A 23691-nucleotide genomic window follows, 5' to 3' on the forward strand; every position below is an offset into this window, starting at 1 on the left:
GTGGGAGACAACGGTCTCGGCGAGTGTCGCAAATATTAGAACAGATGTCTAGGACAATTGTCTAAACATGTTGTAACCTGGACGCATGGGAAACCGAGAAGATCTATTGGCCGGTGCGCGCAAGGTCATCGTCGAGCGGGGCATCGCCAAGGCGACGGCCAGGGATATCGCCTCGGCCGCCGGTGTCAGCCTGGCCGCGATCGGCTACCACTTCGGCTCGAAGGACGCGCTGATCACCGAGGCGCTCGCCGAATCGCTGGGCACCGGCATCGGCGACGGGATGGAGGCGCTGATCCAGGAGGGGAGCGGCATGGCGCCGCTCGCGGCCTTCGCCCAGATGTGGAACGCGATGCCGAACATCTTCCGTGACAACCACGAGGCCATGCTGGCGAGCATGGAGAACCTGGTGCGTGCCTCCCGCTCGCCGGAATCGCAGAAGTTCTTCGCCGACGGGATGCCCCATATCTACCAGGACATGGGTAACGCACTGCGGCAGGCACATCCGCAGTTGACCGCCGAGCAGGCGCACGCGATCGCCCAGCTGCACTGGGTCCTGGTGCAGGGCCTCGGCGTCCTCGGCGTGGTCGCGCCCGCCGCCGACCTGCCCGACGGTGATCGCCTGGCCGAGGCGATCACCGCGCTCACCGGCGCGTAGGTCGGCCGGAATCGTGGCCCGCCGGGATCGGCGACGCGATGCGGAACGCGCCGAGCCGGAACAGCCGCAGGTCGAGCATCGGTTCAGCGGGCGTGCATCGGCCAGGCCGGGGTGTTGGAGCCGTAGGCGGGTGCGGGCCAGGCGTAGTCCGGATACTCGGCGAGTGCGGGGGCGGCGGTGATGGTGTTGCCGTGGAAGACGGCCGCGGCCGGGCTCGGCATGGTGGCCGCCGGATGCGCCGGTGTCCGGTACGGGTCGGCGAGTAGCCAGGATGCGGTGCGCGCCAGCGAGACTCGCACGTCACGGCCGACGCCGTCGGCGGCACGCGCCACCAGTGCGTCGATCACGCCCGCGGCGAGCAGATAGCCCGACGCGTGGTCGAGTGCCTGCGCGGGCAGCGCGCCGGGCACCGCGGGGGCGCCCTCGATGATGGAGATGCCGCTGGCCGCCTGCACGATGCTGTCGAAACCGCGGCGCTCGCCCCACGGGCCGTATTCGCCCCACGCGCTCACCCGGCCGTGCACGAGGCCGGGGTAGTGCGCCGCGATGAGCCCGGCGTATTCCAGTGCGCCGGGCCGATATCCGGTGACGAGCACATCCGCCGAGGCGAGCAGTTCGTGGAACACCGGCAGCTGCGTGCGCAGATCGAGCAGCGTCGACCCCTTGCCCTGGCAGGTGTCCACGTACTGCCACTCGATCTCGGGTAAGTGCGGCGGATCGACCCGGAGCACGTCGGCGCCGAGTAACGCCAGCGTTCTGGTGGCCACCGGTCCGGCGAGCACCCTGGTCAGGTCGAGCACGCGCAGGCCGCGCAGCGGTTGCAGCGGTGAGGCGTCCATGGACAGTCCGGCGGCCGCGCGATCCTCGCGCTGCTCGATCGCCACCAGCGGCCCGTCCGCCGCCGCCTGGCCCTCCGGGCTGTCGGCCCACTCCTGTTCGGTGCGCACGCGCACCGCGATGGCGCCGTGCGCGGCGGCGCGCTCCTCGATATCGGCGGCGCGGCTCATCGCCATTTGAGCGATGGCCAGGTCGACGGGCATCTCGGGGGACAGGTCGAGCGCGGCGAACAGGCGGGCACGGTGGTGTGCGTAGTTGGCGTGGGTGCGCACCCAGCCGTCGAAGGTCGGGAAGAAGCCGGACAGGTCCGCGAACATCGCCGGGGCGTTGCCGTTCGCGCGCACCAGGCGCTCACTGCGGAACGCCGCGGTGATCCTGGCCGGGTCGAGCCGGTGCGCCACCGGGTGCAGGCCACGCGCCGCCCGTATCCGGTTGCTCGCCGCGGTCACCGCGGCCACCGAGCCCGAGGCCAGCGCCCAGACCGGCAGTGTCGCAGCGAGATTGCCGCCGGGGTCGGGGAAATGGGTTATGCCGGAGCCGGTGACACCGATTCCCGCTTCGTAGTCGTCGACCAGCCGTGTGTGCGCGTTCACCCGACCGAGAGTAGTTGCTCCATGGCGGTACCGAGATGGGCACGGTACCGGTGAGCCGGCACCGGTCAGTTACCCGCGAACGGACGTGTCTGGGCCGCAGCGGATCTCGCGCTGCGCCTGCGCCACAACCAGGCATAACCGACCCAGGAAACCGTGACGCACACGACGACGAGCACACGCACCAGCCCGAGCGCGCTCTCCGGATAGATGACACCGGTGAGGTAGTGATCGATGAATCCGCTCGGCGGCAGTCCGGCGACGCCTGCCCGGTGCCGCGCCCAGTTCTCCAGATCGGTGAGCGGGCATTTCACCCCGAACAGCACGGTGCTGAAACCCCAGCCGAACGCGATCAGGTGCAGCACCAGGGTGCGCGGCCGGCGCCACGCGAGAAACCCGCCGATCACCACGTACACCACGAACGCGAAATGCACCGCGGCGACGGCGTCGGCCAGCAGCCGGTACACCATGTATCCAGCCTAAGCCGCCGCCGTCGGCTCGCGCGTCGCGACCGGCGGGAGAACGCGGCGCAGCACCGCACGGAACAGCAGGACGGTGTCGGTGGCGAAGTCGCGCCGCGTCACCCGCAGGTGCCGCAGTGCCCGGCCGTGCTCGACGGCGAGCACGGCCATCGCCGCGGCCAGCAGCAGCCAGCAGAAGGCGCGCACCGAGTTTCGCGTCACGATGCCGCGGCCCGCGAATTCGGCGCGCAGCCTGGCGACGTGGAAGTCGATGTGGCGCACCGCGTCCGAATGGATGCGCCGCGCCACCTCGACGAGTACCGGATCGGTGCTGCCGTCGCGCAGCGCCCGGTAGTAGCGCACGGCAACCACTTCGGCGATCAGCAGCGCCATCAGTTCGGTGCGGAACCCGAGCGCTCGGCGCAGGCGGGTGAACAGCCGAGCGGACCAGTGGCCGCGTAGCGGCATCGCGCCGCCGGTGGTCAGCAGGCGGGCGAGCAACCGGGCGTGGTTGTCCTGCTCGGCGACGAAGAGCCGCAGTGCGGCCACATAGTCGTGGTCGCCGGAGGAGGTGCTCTTGGCGAGCAGATCGGCGCCGCCGCTGCCCGCGCCGATGTGGCGGCGCCGCAGGCTGGCGACCAGTGCGCGCGGCAGCGGCCCCATCGAATGCCACTGCGGCTCGTCTTGTTTCGCCCGATAGGTGGCCGCCATCAGGAATTCGGCCAGCCACGCCGTTTCTGCTCGCATGCCAGAACATCTCGGTGCGCGGCGCGAGCGCAACACCTCAGCCGAGATATTCGGATTCGAGGACGAGATCGGTGATCAGGGACTGGTATTCGACGTGGGTCTTGTGCTCGGTCGTGCGCCACGAGCCGCCTTCGCGTTCGTGCATATATCGCCGATAGTCCGGTGCGCCCGGCACTTTCACATTGTCGGCAACCACGACCGTACCCGGATGCAACCAGCCCGCGTCGAGCATGGTGTTCAGATCGGGGAGATACGCCGACTTCAGATGGTCGATAAAGACGAAATCGAGTGCGCCGGAACCGAATCCGTACTCCTCGGTGAGCCGCCGCACGGTCTGCCCGCCATCGCCGATCTTGCCGAGCACCACGTGCACCCGATCCGCCAGGCCCGCGTGCGCGATCACCGCCGACGCGATCTCGGCGTTGGCGGCGCTGGCCTCGACCGACACCAGGCGCGCGGTCGCCGGCATCGCCCGCCCGGTGCGCACCGCGCTGTAGCCCACATACGCGCCCAGTTCCAGCAGCAGTGCCGGGTCCGCTCGCCGGATCGCCGCGTCGAGCAGCAGCCCCTTCTCGTCGCCGACATTCATCAGGATGGTGTGGTTGCGTGCGAAATCATCGATCACCGCGAGCACGCTGTCCGGATCGCCTTCGGTGGCGTGCGCGCGTACATAGTCGAGCAGCGCGCGCTCGCGCCCATCGCCCACCTGCCCGGTCCGCTCCAGGCTCCGATTGCTCAACGCCATCCGCAGCAGCGACCACCGCGTGAACGGCAGCCGATCGCGCACCTTCGCGGCGAACCCACTGATCTCGGCCATGGCGCCTCTCCCTCGGTCGGTGCCATGATTCTGCCCGAGATCGACCCGCGAGTGGGCGGGTTACCAGGGTGAGGGCTGGTAGTCCTTGAGGAAGCAGCCGTAGAGGTCGGTGCCCGCCTCGCCCTGGACGATCGGGTCGTAGACGCGGGCGGCGCCGTCGACGAGGTCGAGCGGCGCGTGGAACCCCTCCTCGGCCAGGCGGATCTTGGTGTAGTGCGGGCGCTCGTCGGTGATCCAGCCGGTGTCGACGGCGGTCATCAGGATGCCGTCGGCTTCGAACATCTCACCCGCGCTGGTGCGGGTCAGCATGTTCAGCGCCGCCTTGGCCATATTGGTGTGCGGGTGGCCCGCCCCCTTGTACGCGCGGGCGAACTGGCCCTCCATCGCCGAGACGTTCACGATGTACTTGCGCCTGCCCGCCGCGGCCGCCATCGCCGGGCGCAGCCGCGACACCAGGATGAACGGCGCGACCGAATTGCACAGCTGCACCTCGAGCAGCTCGGTCGGATCGACCTCGGCGACGGTCTGCACCCAGCTGTTGGTGTGCGCGAGATCCGGCACCAGGCCGCCCGCGTCGATCGCGACGCCGCGCGAAATGCGCTCGGGGGTGGCCGATCCCGCGACGAGCGCCAGCTCGGCGACATCGGCGGCGGACAGCGTCGGGGTGAGCGAGGCGGTGAGCGCGGTGGGGTGGGCCTGCATGGTCTTGCCGAAGCTCACCACATCGGGCAGCGCGCCCGCGGGCAGCGGGCCGGACTCGGCGTCGACCAGCGCGCTGTACGCGCCGGCGGAGCGGCGCACCGTCTGCGCGGCATTGTTGATCAGGATGTCGAGCGGGCCCTGTGCGGCGATATCGTCGGCGAGCGCGACCACCTGGGCCGGGTCGCGCAGGTCGATGCCGACGATGCGCAGCCGGTGCAACCAGTCGGCGCTGTCGTCCATGGCGGCGAAGCGGCGAATGGCGTCATTGGGGAAGCGGGTGGTGATGGTGGTGTGCGCGCCGTCGCGCAGCAGGCGCAGCGCGATGTACATGCCGATCTTCGCGCGGCCACCGGTGAGCAGTGCGCGCTTACCGGTCAGATCGGTACGGGCGTCCCGCTTGGCGTGGCTGTTCGCCGCGCAATCGGGACACAGCTGGTGGTAGAAGGCGTCGACGCGGGTGTAGCGCTGCTTGCAGATGTAGCAGGGACGCGGGCGGATGAGCGTGCCCGCGCTCGCACCGTCGGTGCTGGTGCTGATCGGGATGCCCGCGGTCTCGTCATCGATGCGGTTCGGCGATCCGGTGGCGGTGGCGGCGACCACCGCGCGGTCCGCCTCGCTCACCGCCTCGCGCGCCTCGATCCGGCGGCGCTGCTTGAGCTTCTTGAACATGTGGCCGACCGCGCGCTGCACGGCGATCGAGTCGGGATGCTCCTTGTCCAGCTGTCCGGCTGCCTCGAGCACGCGCAGACAGGTGGCGAGCTCGGCGGGATCGATACTGCTTTCGGCCATCGGAACCGGGAACATCCTTCACATGAGCTGGGCGGTGTTCGATTTGCGGCGCTCCCTGGGCCCTCCGTGGTCACGCTGCGCTGCCGCCTACGGGCCCTGAGCTCGCGCCGGCGACCTGCTCATTCTGCCAAACCCGCCGTGGCGATTGCCGACCGGTAGCCGTTACCGCCGCAGCTTGGCCAGTGTCGCGGGCGCCGACTTCTTCAGCTTCTCGGTGATATCCGCCTCGCTCGGCACCTTCGACTTGTCCGTGCTGGTGTTGAACTGGAAGTAGCTGGTGGAGTAGGTGACCCAGCCGTCGCGCACCACCAGGGTGACATTGACGCCGGTCAGCCCGGAGGTCGTCTTGTCCTTGATGAGATAGGCCTCGTCACCGATGCCGGAGATCTTCTCGACCTTCGAATCCTTGCCGGTGCTGCGCTGGGTCCAGGTCTCGTTGGACGCGGTGAATTCCGGGCCGGGATCGGTCTGCTTGTGTAGCTCCGCGTGGGTGTAGAGCGAGCCGTAGTCCGACGCGCTCGCCGAGCCGGGCGGCGAGAAGTGGTAGGCGCAGCTCATCGTGTCGACGGCGGCATGCTTGGTGCCGTCGTGTTTGGGGTACTTGTCCTTGTCTGTGGAAGTACCCGTCGACTGGGAGCTGTAGCCCGCGCTGGTGAACGGCGAGGTGTCGGTGAAGTCGCAGAGATTGTCGACATAGTGGTAGCCGCGCAGATCCGCGTTCGCGCTGACGCCGTCGCCGGAGACGCCGAACGCGAAGACACCGACGGCCCACACCGCCGAGGTCACGAGTACCGCGCCCAGTGCCCAGAGCCAGCCCTTGCGGCCGCCCGAGCCGGTCGCGGGGCCCTGCGGGTAGCCGGGCGGAACCTGGTTGTACGGCGCGGACGGCGGCGGAACCTGTTGGTATCCAGGCTGATACGGCTGCTGCGGCGTGCCGGGATATCCGGTCGGCTGCTGCCACGCCGACGGATCGCCCTGCTGCTGCGGCACTCCCGGAAATACCGGCTGGTGCAGGGTGGCGCCCGTCGGCTGCCGCAGCATCGTCGGATCCGCCTGCGGCACACCGGGTTGCGACTGCTGGCCGGGATAAGGCTGTTGCGGCACACCGGGTTGCGAGTACGGCTGCTGCGGGATGCCGGGTTGCGACTGCTGCCCCGGATACGGCTGTTGCGGCATCGCCGGATTACTCGGCTGGCGCAGCATCGTCGGATCCGCCTGACCCGCCTGCTGCGGCTGTGCCTCGTTCCACCACGCATCGCTGGTCGGCTGCTGGCCCTGCTGTTCCCCCGGTCCTGTCATGGCCGCGAAGCTACCATCCGAACACCCTGGTCAGCGAGCCGACGGAATCGAGGGCCCGCTCAGCGCAGCATTGCCGCCACGTCGCCGCGCCCGCACGCGCCTGCGCGTTCCGCGAGACGATCGAGCAGCCGGGCGGGAATTTCCGCACGTACTTCGACCAGCCCGTGCCAGACCACATCGGGGGTATCGGCGGTGAGCGCGGCGAGGAACTCGTCGAGATCGTCCATTCCGTCGATGATCGCCAGCACCCGCGCCCGGCCCGCCGCGTCCTGAGCCAGCGCGACCTCGACAAGCGCGTCGATATTCGCGCTGCGCGCGGCAACCAGTACCGCGGAAAGCAACTGCGCGCGGGTCAGCTCACCCAGGCACGACGCGAGGATCGGTTTCGCCGATTCCGGCAGTGTGTCGACCAAAGGCATGACCTGCGACCACAATTCGTGCTCGGCGGCGGTCTCGATCACCGCGCGCAGGACCCGCGGTTCCCGCATGACCGGCAGTCCGGCCATCCGGCGGCGAGCGGTATCGGTCATGGCGAGCGCGATCGGCAGCATCGCCGCCCACCGCCCCGCGCCGTCGGCCTGGCGGATCAGCTCGGCGAGTTCGGCATCGGACTTCTCCGCGACCCGCGTGGCCAGGAACGCCAGCTGGCCCGGCGCCAGATGACCGGCGAGCGGCAGCAATTCGAGCCACAGCCCCTGGTCCAGCGCCACGTCCATGATCGCGCCGAGCACCGCCTCGTCGTGCACGGCGGGCCGAACGGCCAAGGCGCGCAGGCTGTCCGCGTTCATCGCGCCGGCCACCGGCAGCAGCGTCGCCCAGGCGTCGAGTGCCTGTACTGCCGCGAGCAACCCGTCGAGTACGTCCTCGCCGAGTCCGGCGGCGATATCGCCGAGGCGCGCCTTGTTTTCCACGCCGACACTGCCGAGCAGATCGATGCCCTCGGCCCACAGGTCCTGCTCGTGCGCCACGCGGATGACCCCGGCCAGCCGGTCCTCGACGATCAGCATCAGGCTGTCGAGCGAGCTCTTGTCCTCCAGTACGAAGCCGATGCGCAGCAGGTCCGCGTCGCCCATCACCGGCGCCGCGGCGCGCATGACCTCGTCGGAGACCACGCCGACGAACCGGCCCATCGTCAAATGGTCGCCGCGGGTGAGCAATTCGCGCGCGACGTCGATGACCATCCGCGGCGGCACCGCGGCGATCACCGCCGCCGTGCGGCGCGGATCGAGCCGGATCGCGGTCTCGGCCAGGAATTTCGGCGGCAGCGCCCGCGCGATCTCCACCGCCTTGGCCGGTTCGACCGATCCGGCGACGGCCGCGCACAGCATCGGCCCGAACGCGCGCTCGGCCGCCTTGGCGCTGATCGCCGCTGGCACCACTTTGCTCGCCGCCGCAATGCGTTTCATCCGCGCGGCCTCACCGCCGAACAGCGTGTCGGTGGCCCGTTCACGGAAGGCCCTGATCGCCTCGGGGGAGAGCTGGGTGAGGAAATCCAGATCGGCCGCGTCGGTGAGATCGAGCAGCCTGGCGAGCTTGGTCGTTTCGGCACGCACGAGCAGTTGAGTACTCACCGCTGCGCCTCGCCGATGCTCGGCTCCGCTGGGTGCACCGGCACGCTGTGCTCTCGGTTTACTCGCTGGCGCTCGTTCACAGGCCGAGCACCTTCTTGACCGCCGGGCGCATCAGCCGGGGCACCAGCTGCAGCGACGAGTCGATCGCCGCGCCGAGTTCCTGTGCGCGCTGCTCGCGGGCGGTGCGCAGCAGGCGGTCGAGTTCGGCGAGTTCGGCCTCGCTGAGCCGGTCGAATTCGTCCGGCAGCGGTGCGTCCAGTGTTGCGGTCAACTGGCGTGCGGCATCTGACATGGGTTGCTCCTGAAGCGAATTCGAGAGGGGTGTCAGCGGCGGCGCTGGCCGATCGCGGCACGGTCGGCGCGCAGATCGTCGACGAAATTGGCCAGCGCCTCGGCAACGAGCAGCGGTTCGGTCACCGGCAGCCAGTGGTCGGCGGGCACGGCACAGCGCCACAGTCGATCCACCCAGCGGTCGGAGGAGTCGTAGGCCGCGGGCGGGACGAACAGGTCCGTGGTGTTGACCAGCAACTGCACCGGGACGGCGGTGCGTCGCACTCGCGGACTACGGAGATGATGCAGCAGGTTCGCCTGCGCGATACGGGCACCGGCGACCGCGTCACCACGCCAGCTGGGCGCGATCCTGGCGGGCACCGGCGAGATGCCGCCGAGCCGCTCGACCAGCCAGGTGCGCACGCGTGGGGTGTACATGCGGCGCACGACGACAGGACGTATGGGCACGGCCGAGCGCAGTGAGTAGACCGAGGGCACCGCCGAGCGCAGCGAGCGAACCAAAGGTGCCGCCGCGCGTGCCGAGGGCACGGCTGAGCGCAGCAGCTGAACCGAGGGCACGGCCGAGCGCAGCGACTGAGCCGAAGGTGCCGCCGAGCGCATCGTCGGCACCACCGAGCGCAGTGCGAGTCCGAGCAGCGCGCCGGGGTCGCCGAGCGCATGCCGCAGCCGCGGCGCGACCACGCGCAGCCACAGCCCGAGATGATCGAGGTTGGGCCCGGAAATGGCGGTGAACGAGGCGATTCGGGTGTTGGCGCGCGGATCGCACACCGCCTCCCACAGCTGCACCCCGCCCCAGCCGTGCCCGCAGACGTGCACCGGCCTGCGCGGGCTGGCCGCATCGATCACCGCGAAGAAGTCCTCGGCCAGAGTGGACAGCCGGTAGTCGGCCGGGTCGGCGGACGTCGCGGATTTGCCGTGGCCGCGCACGTCGTAGGTGATCACCCGGAAGCCGTCGGCCAGCAGCGCGGCGACGGTCGCCCACACCCGGTGGGTATCGGTGAGCCCATGCACAAGCACCAGCGGTTCGGCCGCGCCACTTCCCCATTCGAAGACGGCCAGGTCGCCGCCCGCCCCCGCCACCGTCCAGCGTCGGTCGGGGCGCGGTGTCTGGTCGCCGTCTGTTTCGGTGGCCACGTCGGCGCGGACCGGGAGCGGCGTGATGTTGTGGAGCGGTTCGGTCATGTGCGAGGCCTCGTTCGTGTGGCGAGCGGTGCGCGTCGGCTGCCCGCCGCCGTACCGCCAGTACGATTCCCGATACTGGCAGTACGAATACCCGGAAGGCAATGGCCAGGAACGGCTACGCACTATGCCGTAGATCACGCATTCGGCGGTAGGCTATCCGTACCGCCGGTACGTGTATGCTGCTGCCGTGTCCCGTGCCAGTGCCCGATCCGCGCCGATCACCCGCGCCGAGATCGTCGACGCGGCGATCCGGGTGATCGACCGCGACGGCCCGCGGCCGAGCATGGACGACATCGCGCGCGAGGCGCGCATCACCAAACCGCGCCTGTACCGGCAGTTCGCCGACAAGGCCGATCTCTACACCGAGATCAGCAATCAGCTGGCGCGCTGGGCCACCGCGGCCGCGGGCACCGATCTCACGCTGGTGTTGCAGCCGCCCCGGATCGCACTGCGTCGCGTGCTCGCCGGATACGCCGACAGCATTCTCGCGCACCCCAACGTTTTTCGCTTCCTGGGGCAGGCGCAGGCGGCACAGGGCGGTGACGGCTCGGTGCTGCAGTTCGATCTCGGCCGGGCCGCCGCAGGCCGCTTCGCCAAGCAGGCGCGCGAGGTGGCCGAGTCCATCCCGATCGACGCCGACGGTATCGACTACCTGGCCCGCGCCGTGGTCGGCGTTGTCGTCTCGATCACCGATCTGTGGCTCGGCGACGCCGCGCTGCCCGGCGCCGAGCGCACCGCCGAATTCGTGGACCAGGCAACGGAATTCGTCTGGGGCCTGATCGACGGCTTCCTGCGCGGGAAGGGTATCTCGGCCGATCCGGATACCCCGATCTTCACCTCGCTCGCCGCGATGAACCAGGCGCAGCCCTCGGTGGGCTGACGCCGCTCCTCGGCCGTATCTCCTCGGGTCACTTGCACGCCGTGTTTTGTTGACACAGTGCCAATAGTGGTGGAATCTGAGGGCGGGCGCCAGCGGTGAGGCAGGCGACAACAGGCGAAGGATCGGGATCATGGCACGCGCGGAGTGGAGTGACGACGAGGTCGAGGCAGTACGCGAGCTGGCGAAGAACTTCTTCGTCAAGGAGGTCGTGCCGCACGAGGAGAAGTTCGTCGCGCAGGGCCATCCCGACCGCGCGCTGTACAACCGGGCGGGCGAACTCGGCCTGCTGTGCGCCGCCATCCCGGCCGAATACGGCGGCGGTGGCGGCACCTTCGCGCACGAGGCGGCCATCATCGAGGAGCAGGCCTTCGCGGGCGACGGCTCGCTCGGCATGGCGGTGCACAGCACGATCATCGCGCCCTACCTGAAGGAATTCGGGTCCGAGGAGCTCAAGCGGCGGGTGCTGCCGAAGGCGGCCAGCGGCGAGATGGTGCTCTCGATCGGCATGACCGAACCGGGCACCGGCTCGGATCTGCAGAACATCAAGACCCGCGCGGTGCGCGAGGGCGACGAGTACGTCATCACCGGCTCGAAGATCTTCATCACCAACGGCTGGCTCTGCGACGGCATCATCATCGCCGTCAAGACCGATCCGACCAAGGGCGCCGCGGGCGTCTCGCTGATCTTCGCCGAGGTCGGCGACGACGTGCCGGGCTTCGAGCGTGGCCGGATCCTCAGCAAGATGGGCGGTAAGGCGCAGGACACCGCCGAGCTGTTCTTCGACGGCCTGCGCGTGCCCGCGGCCAATCTGCTCGGCGAGGCCGAGGGGCAGGGCTTCTATCAGATGATGCAGCTGCTGGCCCAGGAGCGGCTGGTCACCGCGGTCATCGCGGTGGCGATGATGGAGCGGGCGGTGCAGCTCACCGTCGACTACACCAAGGGCCGTGAGGCGTTCGGCAAGCCGCTGTTCGCCATGCAGAACACCAAATTCGAGCTGGCCGAGTGCGCGACCATCGCGAAGGTGAGCCGCGTCTTTCTGGACGACTGCATCGTCAAGCACCTGCGCGGCGAGCTGGACATTCCGTCGGCCGCGATGTCGAAATACTGGCTCACCGACCAGCTGGGTATCGTGGTTGACCGCTGCCTGCAACTGTTCGGCGGCTACGGCTATATGACGGAGTATCCGATTTCGCAGCTCTACACCGGCGCCCGCGTCCTGCGCATCCTGGCGGGTAGCAACGAGGTGATGAAGGATCTCATTGCCCGGTCTCTCTGAAATCCGCGACGAGTCCGCGAACGGTAGCGCCGCCGAGGCGCCGCCGCGCAGGCGCAGGCTCGAACCCGACGAGCGCAGGGCGCAGATCCTGGCGTGCGCCATCGACATGTTCGGCGAACGACCCTATGCCGCCGTCTCCACCGCGGAGCTGGCGCAGCGGGCCGGGGTGGCGCGCGGGCTGATCAACCACTACTTCGGCAACAAGCGCGACCTGTATCTGGCGGTGGTGCACCGGATGGTGACGCTGCCCAAGCTCGACGACATGGTGGTGCCGACGGGTACCGATCGGGAGCGCGTCGATGCGAGTGTGCACTGGCTGCTCGATGTGATCTCCGAACACGGCAGCACCTGGGTGAAGGTGACCAGCCACGAGGGTGTCGGCAGCGATCCCGAGGTACAGCAGATCCTCGATCAGGCCGACGACGCGGCCGCCGAGCGACTGCTGCTGATGGTGGGTCTCGCGGATTCGGCGCACAGTGCGGAATTGCGCGCCATGGTCCGCGCGTACGGCGGATTGGTGAAAGTGGCGGGGCGGGAATGGATCACCCGCGCCACGCTGACGCGGGCGCAGGTGCACGTATTGCTCGCCGACATGCTGATGACCCTGGTGACCGAATCACTGCCGAAAGTGGACCGCGGGCGCTGACCCGCGGTCCACCCCTCGGACGCGCTCAGGAGTTATTCGGCGGAACGCCACAGCACGCGCGGCCCATGGCTGCGCTGCGTGCTCGCCCGCATGACCGCTGCGCTGTAGCGCACCGGCCTGACATGCCCCGGCGCGTGCCCGGACCTGCCGTACTTCAGCTCGATCACTTCCTCCCTGCGGTGCTCGACGACGAGCGCGCCGATCCCGGCGATCCACAGCGCCGCGGTCGCGATCGCGCCGACCTGGGTCCAGCCCGCGAATCCGTAGCCCGCCGCGGTCAGGGTGCAGGCCAGGGCGACGATGCCGAACGCGCACAGGATCAGGCCGGGCACGTTGTAGTCGTCGCCGAGCAAATCGCCCGCTTGGGAATGCCAGGGCCGCCTTTCCTGGCCTGTCGAATTGGTGCCACCGAACATGAATCCTCCTGAGAAGTTGGCACATGATCAGTTATTCGATTTCGACATCAGCATGACGGGTCGGCGCGGAAATGGCGAGCATTTGTTCGGGGTTCGTTAGTTTCGCTGAAGTGACCACGGTTCGCACCTATTGTGGGTCGGAAGCGGGGCGGAGTTCGGCATGGGTCGAGGTTCCTGCGCGATGGTGATTGTGAGAGGGACCTAGGCATGACACGGACGGAACGCTGGGAGGGTGAGCGTTGGCCGGAGGTAGAGCGCGACGAGGATTATGATCGCGGCCCACGCCGCGAGTCCAAACCCATTGTGAATCCGTACGCGGTGGTGGCGCTGGTCGCCGCGCTGGTCGGATTGTTTCCGGTGGCGATCGTGTTCGGGCTCATCGCCTTCGGACATCCGCGCGGCAAGGGGATGGCGACGTTCGCGCTGCTGATCGGCCTGGCCGAGGTGGCGGCGATCGCGGGCTTCGTGGTGCTGTCGGGCAGTGCGCTCTCCGATGCGGTGAAGGGCACCACCAAACAGGCGGTCGCACCGCAGGTGACGACACCGCAGCAGGCGCAGGCCAGCACAGCGCCGCCGAAGACCACGGTGCCCGAGGCGACGACAACCTCCTCGCCCGCCAAGGTGCAGGGCACCCCGACCAAGGGCACCGCGTGCACCGAAGCGCAGGTCGGCCTGATCGCCTCCGGTTCCGACAGCTCGACCCTGATATGCCTGTTCACCGCGGGGGTGAACGGCGGCTACAAATGGGCGGGGCCCTACACGGTCGGCAGCGGCGTGCAGCAGACCGGAACCACCTGCGATCCGAGCGGCGTGAAATCCGCGCGCACCACCGAGGGGCGCGCCCTGGTCTGTGAGGGCCAGGGGCGCAACGCGATGTGGGTGCCCTGGACGGAATAGCCCGAACAGCCCGAATGGCCCTGCGGGCGTTGGCTATTCGCCCTTCTTGGCCCGGCTCGGCTGCACCCGGGGCGGTTCGTTGGGCATCTTCGGATACTGCGGGGGCCACGGCGCGTCCATCAGACCCGAGGCCAGATCGCGTTCGGACATCTCCAGCAGCGACGCGATCGATTGCGGCGGGCGCTCGGCCCACGGGTCGCCGCGCTCGGCCAGCCGCGCGGGCACGGTGGCGATGGTCAACTCCTCGGGGACCACGGTGTCGAGTTCGTCCCAGTCGATCGGCGCCGATACCTGCGCGCCCACCTTCGGACGCACGCACCATGCGCCGAATACCGTTTTGTGCGGGGCGTTCTGGTTGAAGTCGACGAAGACGCGGCTGCCGCGCTCCTCCTTCCACCACTGCGCGGTGATCTGATCCGGATGGCGGCGTTCCAGTTCGCGGGCCAGCGCCACCGCGGCGGCGCGCACCTGGTAGCCGTCCCAATTCGGTTGCAGCGCAACGTAGATGTGCAGGCCGCGGGAGCCGGAGGTCTTGACCCGCGAGTCGATGCCGAGCTCGGTGAACAGCGCGCGGGTGAGCACGGCGGCCTGTTTGAGATCGTCGAAGCCGATGCCGGGGGAGGGATCGAGGTCGATACGCAGCTCGTCGGCGATCTTCAGATCCCGCACGCGGTTGGGCCAGACGTGGAAGCCGAGGCAGCCCTGGTTCACCGCCCAGAGGATATGCGCCAGATCATGGGCGACGAGTGCGTCGCTGGTGGTGCCGTTGGGCGTGGACACCTCGACGGTGTGTAGCCAATCCGGCGCGGATTTGGGCACCCGCTTCTGGAACCAGGATTTGCCGGACGCACCGTCCGGATAACGCTCCAGCAGCAGCGGCCGGTCCTGGACCACACCGAGCAGCGGCTGCGCCACCGACTGGTAATAGCGCACGAGGTCGAGTTTCGTCTCACCGCGCTTGGTGAAGTAGACCTTGTCCGGATTGCTGATGGCGACAGTGCGTCCATCCACGTCGATGTCGATGGACTCACTCATCGCTTCGCCTCGCTGAAGATGGCGCTCAGTTCGGCCGGCGCGGCCTCGTCGAGCTGGGCGTAGGTGCACGAGTCGGGTGTGCGGTCGGCGCGGAATCGGACCAGCCTGCCACCGTGGCGCAACCGGCCCGACTGCACGTGTTCGTAGCGGACCTCGGCCACCAGCTCCGGGCGCAGCGCCACCCACGACAGATCCTTGCCGCCGGTCCACCGGCTCACCCCGCCGGGCATCTTGCCGTCGGCGACGGCCTGCGCGGCCGCGTCGGCCCAGTCCTTCCACGGATGGTTGTCGAGCGCGTTCTCGCGCAACGGCTTCAGCTCGTCGACGAGTTCCTTCCGCCGCGCCGCGGTGAAACTGCTCGCCACCCCGACGTGGTTGAGGTGGCCCTGGTCGTCGAACAGTCCGAGCAGCAGCGAGCCGATCCCGACACCGTCCTTGTGCCAGCGGAAGCCGGCGACCACACAGTCGGCGGTGCGCTCGTGCTTGACCTTCAGCATCACCCGCTTGTCCTGCAGGTAGGTCAGGTCGTTCGCCTTCACCATCACACCGTCGAAGCCCGCGCCCTCGAATCGGGTGAACCAATCCTCGGCCACCGCGGGATCCTGGGTGATCGGCGTCAGGTGCACCCTGGCCATCTCGGTGTCGAGGATGGTCTCGAGCAGCCGCCTGCGCTCGGCGAACGGTTCCTCGGTGAGGTCGCGCTCGCCGAGCGCGAGCAGGTCGAACGCGACGAAGCTGGCCGGCGTCTCCACCGCGAGCTTGGCGACCCGGGAGGCGGCCGGATGCAGCCGCTGCTGCAACGTGTCGAAATCCAGGCCCTGATCGGTGACGACGACGATCTCGCCGTCGACGACGCACCGCGGCGGCAGCGCCTGCTTCAGCAACTCGGCGACCTCCGGGAAGTACCTGGTCAGCGGGCGATCATTGCGGGAACCCAGCTCGATCTCGTCGCCGTCGCGGAACACCACGCAGCGGAAGCCGTCCCATTTCGGCTCGTAGCTCAGGCCGGGTTCGTGCGGGATGGCGGGCGCGGATTTGGCCAGCATCGGCCGGACGGGTGGCTGCACCGGTAGGTCCAACTGATCCTCCTCGGGGTTTTCCTCACCTGAGTCGACGTCATGAGCAACGCGGATTCATCGGTGTGGGTCCGGGGTTGATCGTAAGCGGCCTGTCCGACAACCTGGGTGAACGTCAGTTGTCCAGCCACCCGTGCTGGTCGGCGAATGCGGTGAGGCGATCACGGATGGTGAGAATCTCGCCCGCCGTCAGCGCGGGGCTGGCGTCGAGGAGTAGCTCGGTGATCAGCCGTTTGTGCTCGGAGACGGTGAGCTGACCAGAATTGGTCCTATCTTTTTTATGCCGGGGCGCGGGCAACACGGGTTGACCACCGACGACGCTGAGATTGACCGCCTTCGGCCCGCGGTCACCCTCGGTGACATCGAATTCGAACACCCGTCCCTGCCGCAGTTCTTCCTCATCCAGACCGATGTCGTTGACGTGGACGAACACGTCCGGCCCGCCGTCTTCCGGCCTGATGAACCCGAATCCCCGAGAGCTGTCGAACGACACCAATTTCCCGATGGACACCAACACCCGCTCCTCGTCGCCGTCGCTACTCGGCCACTTTAGCCCGCATTATCCTCGCCGTTGGACGAAAGGGCCTTTTGCAACGAGTTGAAAACCGTCAACCCCTGACCGACCATTCCGTTGACGAGTTCGCCGACCCCGTCCGGTCCGTTGAGCACCGTCAGATTGGCGTTGGCCAAACCGTTCGACGCCTGCTTCACGATTTCCGGCAGTTGCTCGATCAGTAACTGGTCCAGCGCGATTCGGTTGTTCGACGCGGCCGCCGCGGCCTGGATCCTGGTCCGGTCGGCCTCCGCCTCGGCCAGGATGCGCACCCGATCCGCTTCGGCCTGAGCGGGTTTGACCACCTCGGCCTGCAGCTGCTGTTCGCGCAGTTCGGCCTCCTTGCGCGCCTGCTCGGCCTGCGCGGTCAGCACCTCCTGCAGCGCCATCGCCTCGGCGAGCGGACCCGCCTGTGCCGCTTCGGCTTTCGCCTTGTCGATATCGCGCTGATATTGCGCACGCAGGATCGCGGTTTCGCGGGCGTACTCGGCCTGCCTGCGCTGTGATTCCTGTTCGGCCTGCGCCGCCAGCTGCGCGGCTTGCGACTGGGCGATCTGCGCGTCGCGCTGGACGGCGGCATTGTGCGGCGCGGCCAGTGCGGTGATATAGCCGAGATTGCCGTCGTCGATGGACTGGATCTGGAAAGAATCCACCCACAGGCCGATATTGCCCATCTCGACCTTGGAGGCGACGAGCACCTCATCGGCCAGCTTCTGGCGTTCCCGAATGATCTCCTCGACCGTCATCGAGCCGACGATCGAGCGGAGGTGACCGGAAAAAATCCGGCCGGTGAGCACCGACATCTCGCGTTCCTGTTCGGAAAGGAACCGTTGTGCCGCATTGACGATCGATTGGGTGTCGTTGGCGACCTTGAACGCGATCACCGCGCGCACTTCCAATTGAATGGCCTGTTTGGTGACGCAGCGCTCCTTGATCTCGGCCTCGAACATGGCCAGCGACAGATAGCTGACCTTGCGGAACAGCGGCACCACCCAGGCGCCGCGGCCGATGATCACCCGGAACGGCGCGTTCTCCCGCTCCTTGCCGCCGCTGACCAGCATCGCCTCGTCGGGGCTCGGCACGTGGTATCCCAGCACGTTTGTCTCCTCTTGGTTCTACGGTGCCGATGCCGGGTCCGGCATCAGCGGAATCCACGGCACCACGTCGACGATGCGCCCCGGATGGACGGCGACGATCAGCACGGAGACACCCATCGCGATCGGTTCGTCGCCCCGCGCGATGTACAACTCGGTCCCCCCTCGGATGGCCACCAGCACCTCACCCAGCATTCCGGCGCCGCGGATCGGCGAGGTGATGGTACCGGTCAACCCCTGAACGGGATCGGTCATCGCGACAAACTCCTCACGGTCTGCGTTGAACTTGCAGCGTACGTCTGTCACAACACTTTTCGGCATCATCGAACCCCACCTCCCGATCCGTATTCGCCGGGACCCACGCACCCGTTAACGGCTACATCGTCCACTTGCCGCGCACACCGGCGAAGACCTGCGCGTCCGGGTCGGCGGTGATCTTGTCGGAATCGGTGTCGTAGTCGTACAACTCGGCGTAGCGACCCCAGTTGATGGCCGTATCCAGTTGGCGGCGCGCGTCTTCCGGGCCGAAGCCGCGGCGCAGCAGATCCAGGAAGAATCCGGCGCGCAGGCTGCCGTCGGCGCTGCCCGTCAGCCCCTTGCAGATGGTGCGCACCAGCGGCGCGCGGTGGCGCGCCTGTTCGGCGAAGATCTTCTTGCTCTCCAGGATGTCGGCGGTGGTGAAGCGGGCGCCGATATCGGTGAGCAGCACATCACCGTCCTCGACGGTGAGGAAGCCGAGCATGGCGGCGGCGTCGACGAGCGGGAGCAGATCGTCGATCTCGAAGTTCAGGTCGTCGGCGACCGCGGGTAAATCGGCGCGCCCGCCGTTGGCGTAGACCAGCTCGACCAGACCGGCGAGCCCGCCGACCGAGGCTTCGGGCAGCGGTCGCGCGGTCGGCGTCGCGGTATCCACCTCCGCGACAGCCGGTTCGGTGTCGCGGCCGGTGAGCAGGCCGTAGATCTGATCGACCATGGCCTCGAAGCCCGGTGCGCGCTTGTCGCGCGGGCGCGGGGTGGTGATCGCGATCTCGGCGATGATGCGGCCCGGATTCGAGCCGAGTACCAGCACCCGGTCGGCGAGCAGCACCGCCTCCTCGATGTTGTGGGTGACCACGCAGATCGACTTGGTCGGGAATCCGTCTGTCTCCCACAGGTTCACGAGCTCGGTGCGCAGGTTCTCCGCGGTGAGCACGTCCAGCGCGGAGAACGGCTCGTCCATCAGCAGCAGGTCCGGTTCGAGGACGAGGGCCCTGGCGAAGCCGACGCGCTGGCGCATGCCGCCGGAAAGCTCCTTGGGATAGGCGCTCTCGAAGCCGTCGAGGCCGATCATGTCGATGGCGTCGAGTGCGCGCTTGCGCCGCTCGGCGGGTGCGACGTTGCGTGCGGCCAGTCCGAGCTCGACGTTGTCCTGCACGGTCAGCCACGGCATCAGCGCGAAGGACTGGAAGACAAGGGCCGCACCGGGATTGGCGCCGTTGAGCTCGCGGCCGCGGTAGCGCACGTGGCCGCCCGACGGCGCGATCAGCCCGGCGATGATGCGGAGCAGGGTCGACTTGCCCGAACCGGAACGGCCGAGCAGCGCGACGATTTCGCCGCTGCGCAGCTGCAGATCGATGCCGTCGAGCACGCGCAGCTCATCGCCCGCCGCACCGGTGAAGCGCTTGCTGATGCCGGCGAGGTCGAGCAGGACGGCGCCGGTGGTGGTGGATGCGGTCATGACAGACCTCCTGTCGAACGAGTTGCGGCGCGGGCGATCACAGCGAGTACCGCCGTTGCGCGAGGGCGTAGAGCCGCCGCCAGAACAACCGGTTGATGGTGACGACGTAGATGCTCATCACCAGCACGCCGATGAGGATGCGCGGCGAGTCGCCGACCTTGGTCGCCTCGGCGATGTAGGAGCCGAGACCGGCGGCGACCAGTGTGGTCGGCCCGTACTGGACCACCTCGGAGACGATGGAGGCGTTCCACGCACCGCCCGCCGCGGTGATGCCGCCGGTCACATAGCTGGGGAAGATGGCGGGCAGTATCAGCCTGCGCCACCACAGTTTTCGCGGCAGCCGCAGGTTGGCGGCCGCCTCGCGCAGATCGTTGGGCACCGCGCTCGCCCCGGCGATGACATTGAACAGGATGTACCACTGCGCGCCGAGCGCCATCAGCAGCGTGCCCGCCCAGTTCAGGCTCGCACCGCTCCAGATCAGCGCGGCGGTGACGAACGGGAACAGGAAGTTGGCCGGGAAGCTGGCGAGCACCTGCACCACCGGCTGCGCGAGCCGGGACACCTTGGGGTTCAACCCGATCCACACGCCGATCGGTACCCAGACCAGCGTCGCGAGCACCAGTAGCGCGATCACCCTGAGCAGCGTCAGGAAGCCGAGCCCGAACGCGTGCGCCACCTCGCCGAATCCGGCGGTCGACTGGATGTAGGCGAGCACGCGATACGCGCCGTAGGCGATGCCGATGGTGACGATGCCCGCGAACACCACATCGCCCGCGCGCCGCCGCACCGGCGAGGTGTGCAGCGGATGCTCGGCCAGCCCGAAGACGCTCATCGCCCGATCGATCGGCGCGACCAGCGGCCCGAACACCTTGCCGAGCAGCAGTGGAACATGCGAGCGCCGCAACAGGTTCAGCACGATGCTGCGCGGCGCCTCGGCCGCCTCGGAATCCTCCACCCGGAAGCGCTCGGCCCACGCGGTGAGCGGGCGCCAGAACAGGAAGTTGACCCCGACGACCATGACGATCATGACGCCGATCGCGAGGAACACCTTGCCGAGATCGCTGTCGGCGGTCGCGGTCGCCACATAGGAGCCGATGCCGGGCAGCGCGAATTCGCGGTTGTTCACGCTGATCGCCTCGGAGGCGACCAGGAAGAACCAGCCGCCGCCGAAGCTCATCATGCCGTTCCAGACCATCGGGATCATCCCGCTGGGCACGTCGACCCGCCAGAAGCGCTGCCAGCGTGACAGTCTCAGGTTGCGCGCCGCCTCGTCGAGCTCGCGCGGCTGGCTGATCAGGCTGTGATAGAAGGCGAAGGTGATGTTCCATGCCTGCGAGGTGAAGATCGCGAAGATGGAGGCGCATTCGAGGCCGAGCTGCGAACCGGGGAACAGCGCGATGAACCCGGCGACGGTGATCGACAGGAAGCCGAGGATCGGCACCGACTGCAGGATGTCCAGCGCCGGAATCAGCACCGTCCGCGCCCGGCGCAGCCGGGCGGCCGCGGTGGCATAGACGAAGGTGAACGCCAGCGCCAGCCCGAGCGCGATGAACATCCGCAGCAGCGAGCGTGCCGCATAGTAGGGCAGCTCGCTGGTTTCGGTGGAAACCGTTGCCGGAGCGGTGGTTTCGTCGAACGGCACGGCGATGGTGCTGGAGACGTGCACCACAACCCAGATCAGGATCACCGCGGCGAGGAAGACCAGCACATCGGCGCGCGGCGTGCGCGGCCGGTCGAGCGCGGGCGAAAAAGGGCGCAGCAGAGTCATGCTGTGTCCTTCCTGGCATGCCCGAGGGGCCCTCCGTGGTTACGCAAGCTGCCTCCTGCGGGCCCTGACTCGGTCATGCCTGGGCCCCGCTCGCGTTCTCGGTCACCGAAATGTGCCAGCCCACACTGGTTACCGACGGCTCGAGGCTGAGCCTGCTCACCGCCGACTCCATCTGCCGATCGTCGCGCTGATCGCCGACCAGCTCGGCGCGCACCTCGACCCGGCCGGGTACGCCGGTGTTCGCGCTGGAGATGGAGACGAGCCGGAAGTCGGTGCGGGTCAACGCCTGGACGAGCAGCGCGCGCACGTGCGCCTCGTTGTCGTCGTTGGTGACGGCGACGAAGATGTAGGACGCCGCCTGCTCCTCGCTCGCGGTCGGCTGCCGGTCCACGGCGCGGCCCGCGGCGCGCAGCGCGATATTGACCAGGACGACCACGATGGTGCCCGCCAGCGCGGTATCGAGCATGCCCGCACCGGCCAGCGCGCCGACGGCGGCCGAACACCACAGTGTCGCAGCGGTATTCAGCCCGCGCACGTTGAGCCCGTCGCGGATGATCACGCCGGCGCCGAGAAAGCCGATACCGGAAACGATCTGGGCGGCCACGCGGGTGGGATCGGCGTCGGCGCCGTGGAATCCGTGTGCGGACAGCAGCACGAACAGGGTGGATCCGGCGGCGACAAGCGCATTGGTGCGCAGGCCCGCGCCGCGGGCCCGATATTGCCGCTCGAAGCCGATGGCCGCGCCGAGCCCGACCCCGACCAGCAGCCGCAGGATCATCTCTACCGTTGACATCACGCACTCCCTGAATATGGACGGCGCACCATCAACAGCAGGCTACGGGGCGCGTCGGACTCCGGAATCGGCTGAGAAGGGTTCGCCAGGTGAATAGTTGGCTAACGGGGGTTTGGGACTGTTACCGCCGGGCATCCGGCTCACCTCCTTCGGTCGGGCGGGCGCGGCAAATGCCGAGCACCATGGGTGATCGTCGCAGAGAATGCCTGAGGAATCCGGTGAAACGCCGGGCGGAACCTCTCCTCGTAAGACCTTTGGCACTTCACGGCGTGAACCCGGGAATCGGGAGCCAATCGGGATCACCCCTTAAGCCGGGGAGATCTGTCCTGACCCGGGGCGTCTCTCGACGTTCGGGGTCGCTGGCCTGTATCCGTGAAGGAGCCTCAGCGAACGATGGCACCTTGCGTCAGCGAGTAAACACCCGAAAGCCGGGGTTGGCAAATCGACTGTGCCGGGCTTCAGGATCGATAGAGTGACCGGTAGACGGTCAGCATGGCGACGCAGTGGTCGATGATCTCGTCGCGGCTGGCCCGCAGCGACCCGTTCAGCCACGCCGAGAACATGCCCGCGTTACCGCTGGCCATGGTGACCGCGGCCAGGCGGCGGCGCACCGGATCCTCGATATGGGCGAAGAGGTGATCCTGCATCACCCGGGTGAACACCGGCATCACCGCGATGGTGGTCTGGCCGAGGCCGGTGCTGGAGTACGGCTCGACGAGGAACAGCCGGGATTTGCGCGGATCGGCGAGCACCTTGTCGACCAGGATCTGCGAGAGCATGTGGTCGCGGGTGGGATCGTCGGTGGCCGCGAACGCGGTCATCGGCTCCAGGAATTCGTCGGCGACCTGGCGGTACAGCACGTCGAGCAGTTCGTCGCGGCTGGCGAAGCTCTCGTAGAAGTAGCGATCGGTGAGATTGGCCCTGCGGCAGACCGCGCGCATGGTGACCCCGCCCGCGCCGGACTCGCCGATCAGGTCGAGCGCGGCCTCGAGCAACGCCGTCCTGCGCGCTTCCCTGCGCTCGGTGAGCGTGGTCCCGCCCCAGATGCGGGGACCGGCATCGTCGTCTGCTTGCTGGCCTGTCTGCACGGAACCACAGTAGTGCGTGGCCGTATGCGTCCCGCGATTCGCCGTCGCGCCGGTGCCGCGGCGGGGCGCGGCCGGGCACCGGCACCGTGCCGACGGCGGATCAGGACACGACCACGCAGGCGAAGCCGAGGTTGAGTCCGTTGCCGACGGTCGCGGTGGTGGAGACGTATTCACCGCTGCTGCGGACCGCGTAGACGTTGTGCTTGCCCGTGGTGGACGGTGTCCATTTCGCGGTGACGCTGCCGGACGCGCCGACGGTCTGCCATCCGCCGGGATCGAAGGTGCCCGCCGGATCGAAGAATCCGACGATATCGCCGGGGGTCGCCTGCGCGGTGGCGGTGTAGGAGCAGCCGGTGCCGTAGGAGGTGGAGCTGCCGAAGCTCAGCCCCGAGGCGAGGCTGACCGAGGTGACGGCGGCCGGGGCGGCCGGGGCGGTGAGCACCAGCGCGGCGCCCATTGCGCCGCACGCGGTGAGCCCCGCGGCGAACGTCGACTTCGACCGGAACATCAT

General features: G+C 68.4%; 25 protein-coding genes and 1 riboswitch. Of the genes, 5 read left to right on the forward strand and 20 right to left on the reverse strand.

Features of this window, described 5'->3' with window-relative positions:
• The first annotated feature begins 85 nt into the window (after positions 1-85).
• Positions 86-655: a TetR/AcrR family transcriptional regulator gene (locus ACIG5A_RS28930; protein WP_397245571.1), complete on the forward strand. Its 570-nt coding sequence runs from the start codon at positions 86-88 to the stop codon at positions 653-655.
• Between the two features lie 83 nt (positions 656-738).
• On the opposite strand, the gene ACIG5A_RS28935 is transcribed toward ACIG5A_RS28930, so the two are convergent.
• The 9 genes from ACIG5A_RS28935 to ACIG5A_RS28975 all read right to left on the reverse strand — a co-directional run bounded on the left by ACIG5A_RS28935 (position 739) and on the right by ACIG5A_RS28975 (position 9941).
• On the reverse strand, positions 739-2085 hold the full coding sequence (locus tag ACIG5A_RS28935; protein ID WP_397245573.1) for a CoA transferase: 1347 nt from the start codon (positions 2083-2085) through the stop codon (positions 739-741).
• A 65-nt stretch (positions 2086-2150) separates the two neighbouring features.
• Positions 2151-2552 (reverse strand): DUF2784 domain-containing protein, encoded by a 402-nt coding sequence (locus ACIG5A_RS28940; RefSeq protein WP_397245575.1) that lies wholly within the window; start codon positions 2550-2552, stop codon positions 2151-2153.
• A gap of 9 nt (positions 2553-2561) precedes the next feature.
• Positions 2562-3290: a ferritin-like domain-containing protein gene (locus tag ACIG5A_RS28945; RefSeq protein ID WP_397245577.1), complete on the reverse strand. Its 729-nt coding sequence runs from the start codon at positions 3288-3290 to the stop codon at positions 2562-2564.
• Between the two features lie 37 nt (positions 3291-3327).
• Complete coding sequence (locus ACIG5A_RS28950) at positions 3328-4107, reverse strand: O-methyltransferase (protein WP_397245579.1); 780 nt, start codon at positions 4105-4107, stop codon at positions 3328-3330.
• 60 nt (positions 4108-4167) lie between these two features.
• Positions 4168-5598, reverse strand: a complete 1431-nt coding sequence (locus ACIG5A_RS28955) for an SDR family NAD(P)-dependent oxidoreductase (RefSeq protein WP_397245581.1) — start codon at positions 5596-5598, stop codon at positions 4168-4170.
• A gap of 162 nt (positions 5599-5760) precedes the next feature.
• Positions 5761-6897 carry a hypothetical protein gene (locus tag ACIG5A_RS28960; RefSeq protein WP_397245583.1) on the reverse strand — a complete coding sequence of 379 codons (1137 nt, stop codon included), beginning with the start codon at positions 6895-6897 and terminating at the stop codon, positions 5761-5763.
• A 59-nt stretch (positions 6898-6956) separates the two neighbouring features.
• Complete coding sequence (locus tag ACIG5A_RS28965; RefSeq protein ID WP_397245586.1) at positions 6957-8468, reverse strand: hypothetical protein; 1512 nt, start codon at positions 8466-8468, stop codon at positions 6957-6959.
• 76 nt (positions 8469-8544) lie between these two features.
• Positions 8545-8760: a hypothetical protein gene (locus tag ACIG5A_RS28970; RefSeq protein WP_397245588.1), complete on the reverse strand. Its 216-nt coding sequence runs from the start codon at positions 8758-8760 to the stop codon at positions 8545-8547.
• Between the two features lie 32 nt (positions 8761-8792).
• Entirely contained in the window at positions 8793-9941 is a 1149-nt protein-coding gene (locus ACIG5A_RS28975; protein ID WP_397245590.1) for an alpha/beta fold hydrolase, read from the reverse strand.
• A gap of 187 nt (positions 9942-10128) precedes the next feature.
• On the opposite strand from ACIG5A_RS28975, the gene ACIG5A_RS28980 reads away from it, so the two are divergent.
• The 3 genes from ACIG5A_RS28980 (at position 10129) to ACIG5A_RS28990 (ending at position 12743) form a co-directional block, all read left to right on the forward strand.
• Positions 10129-10821, forward strand: coding sequence for a TetR/AcrR family transcriptional regulator (locus ACIG5A_RS28980; RefSeq protein ID WP_397245592.1), 693 nt, complete (start codon positions 10129-10131; stop codon positions 10819-10821).
• Between the two features lie 130 nt (positions 10822-10951).
• Positions 10952-12097: an acyl-CoA dehydrogenase family protein gene (locus ACIG5A_RS28985; RefSeq protein ID WP_397245594.1), complete on the forward strand. Its 1146-nt coding sequence runs from the start codon at positions 10952-10954 to the stop codon at positions 12095-12097.
• A complete protein-coding gene (locus ACIG5A_RS28990) occupies positions 12081-12743 on the forward strand; it encodes a TetR/AcrR family transcriptional regulator (protein WP_397245596.1) in 663 nt (220 codons plus the stop codon). The genes ACIG5A_RS28985 and ACIG5A_RS28990 overlap by 17 nt, the downstream gene beginning before the upstream one ends.
• A 32-nt stretch (positions 12744-12775) precedes the next feature.
• Here ACIG5A_RS28990 and ACIG5A_RS28995 read toward each other — a convergent pair whose 3' ends face one another.
• Positions 12776-13159 carry a hypothetical protein gene (locus ACIG5A_RS28995; protein ID WP_397245598.1) on the reverse strand — a complete coding sequence of 128 codons (384 nt, stop codon included), beginning with the start codon at positions 13157-13159 and terminating at the stop codon, positions 12776-12778.
• A gap of 207 nt (positions 13160-13366) precedes the next feature.
• On the opposite strand from ACIG5A_RS28995, the gene ACIG5A_RS29000 reads away from it, so the two are divergent.
• Positions 13367-14056, forward strand: coding sequence for a hypothetical protein (locus ACIG5A_RS29000; protein ID WP_397245600.1), 690 nt, complete (start codon positions 13367-13369; stop codon positions 14054-14056).
• A gap of 33 nt (positions 14057-14089) precedes the next feature.
• On the opposite strand, the gene ligD is transcribed toward ACIG5A_RS29000, so the two are convergent.
• The 10 genes from ligD to ACIG5A_RS29050 form a co-directional block, all read right to left on the reverse strand.
• Positions 14090-15091 (reverse strand): non-homologous end-joining DNA ligase, encoded by a 1002-nt coding sequence (ligD, locus tag ACIG5A_RS29005; protein WP_397245602.1) that lies wholly within the window; start codon positions 15089-15091, stop codon positions 14090-14092.
• Positions 15088-16170, reverse strand: a complete 1083-nt coding sequence (locus tag ACIG5A_RS29010) for an ATP-dependent DNA ligase (protein WP_397245604.1) — start codon at positions 16168-16170, stop codon at positions 15088-15090. The genes ligD and ACIG5A_RS29010 overlap by 4 nt, the downstream gene beginning before the upstream one ends.
• Before the next feature lie 112 nt (positions 16171-16282).
• Complete coding sequence (locus tag ACIG5A_RS29015; RefSeq protein ID WP_397245606.1) at positions 16283-16684, reverse strand: cold-shock protein; 402 nt, start codon at positions 16682-16684, stop codon at positions 16283-16285.
• A 32-nt stretch (positions 16685-16716) separates the two neighbouring features.
• The gene (locus tag ACIG5A_RS29020; RefSeq protein ID WP_397245608.1) at positions 16717-17817 is read right to left on the reverse strand and encodes an SPFH domain-containing protein; all 1101 of its coding nucleotides are present in this window, start codon (positions 17815-17817) and stop codon (positions 16717-16719) included.
• 18 nt (positions 17818-17835) lie between these two features.
• Positions 17836-18069 carry a hypothetical protein gene (locus ACIG5A_RS29025; RefSeq protein WP_397245610.1) on the reverse strand — a complete coding sequence of 78 codons (234 nt, stop codon included), beginning with the start codon at positions 18067-18069 and terminating at the stop codon, positions 17836-17838.
• 121 nt (positions 18070-18190) lie between these two features.
• Entirely contained in the window at positions 18191-19531 is a 1341-nt protein-coding gene (locus ACIG5A_RS29030) for a nitrate/sulfonate/bicarbonate ABC transporter ATP-binding protein (RefSeq protein WP_397245612.1), read from the reverse strand.
• Between the two features lie 37 nt (positions 19532-19568).
• On the reverse strand, positions 19569-21299 hold the full coding sequence (locus ACIG5A_RS29035; protein WP_397245614.1) for an ABC transporter permease: 1731 nt from the start codon (positions 21297-21299) through the stop codon (positions 19569-19571).
• 73 nt (positions 21300-21372) lie between these two features.
• Positions 21373-22092 carry an MgtC/SapB family protein gene (locus ACIG5A_RS29040; RefSeq protein WP_397245617.1) on the reverse strand — a complete coding sequence of 240 codons (720 nt, stop codon included), beginning with the start codon at positions 22090-22092 and terminating at the stop codon, positions 21373-21375.
• Positions 22093-22323: 231 nt separating this feature from the next.
• Positions 22324-22494, reverse strand: a riboswitch (M-box (ykoK) riboswitch).
• Positions 22495-22550: 56 nt separating this feature from the next.
• A complete protein-coding gene (locus ACIG5A_RS29045; protein WP_397245619.1) occupies positions 22551-23180 on the reverse strand; it encodes a TetR/AcrR family transcriptional regulator in 630 nt (209 codons plus the stop codon).
• Positions 23181-23280: 100 nt separating this feature from the next.
• Complete coding sequence (locus ACIG5A_RS29050) at positions 23281-23691, reverse strand: hypothetical protein (protein ID WP_397245621.1); 411 nt, start codon at positions 23689-23691, stop codon at positions 23281-23283.

The sequence above is a fragment of the Nocardia sp. NPDC052566 genome (assembly GCF_044547285.1).
GTDB lineage: Bacteria > Actinomycetota > Actinomycetes > Mycobacteriales > Mycobacteriaceae > Nocardia.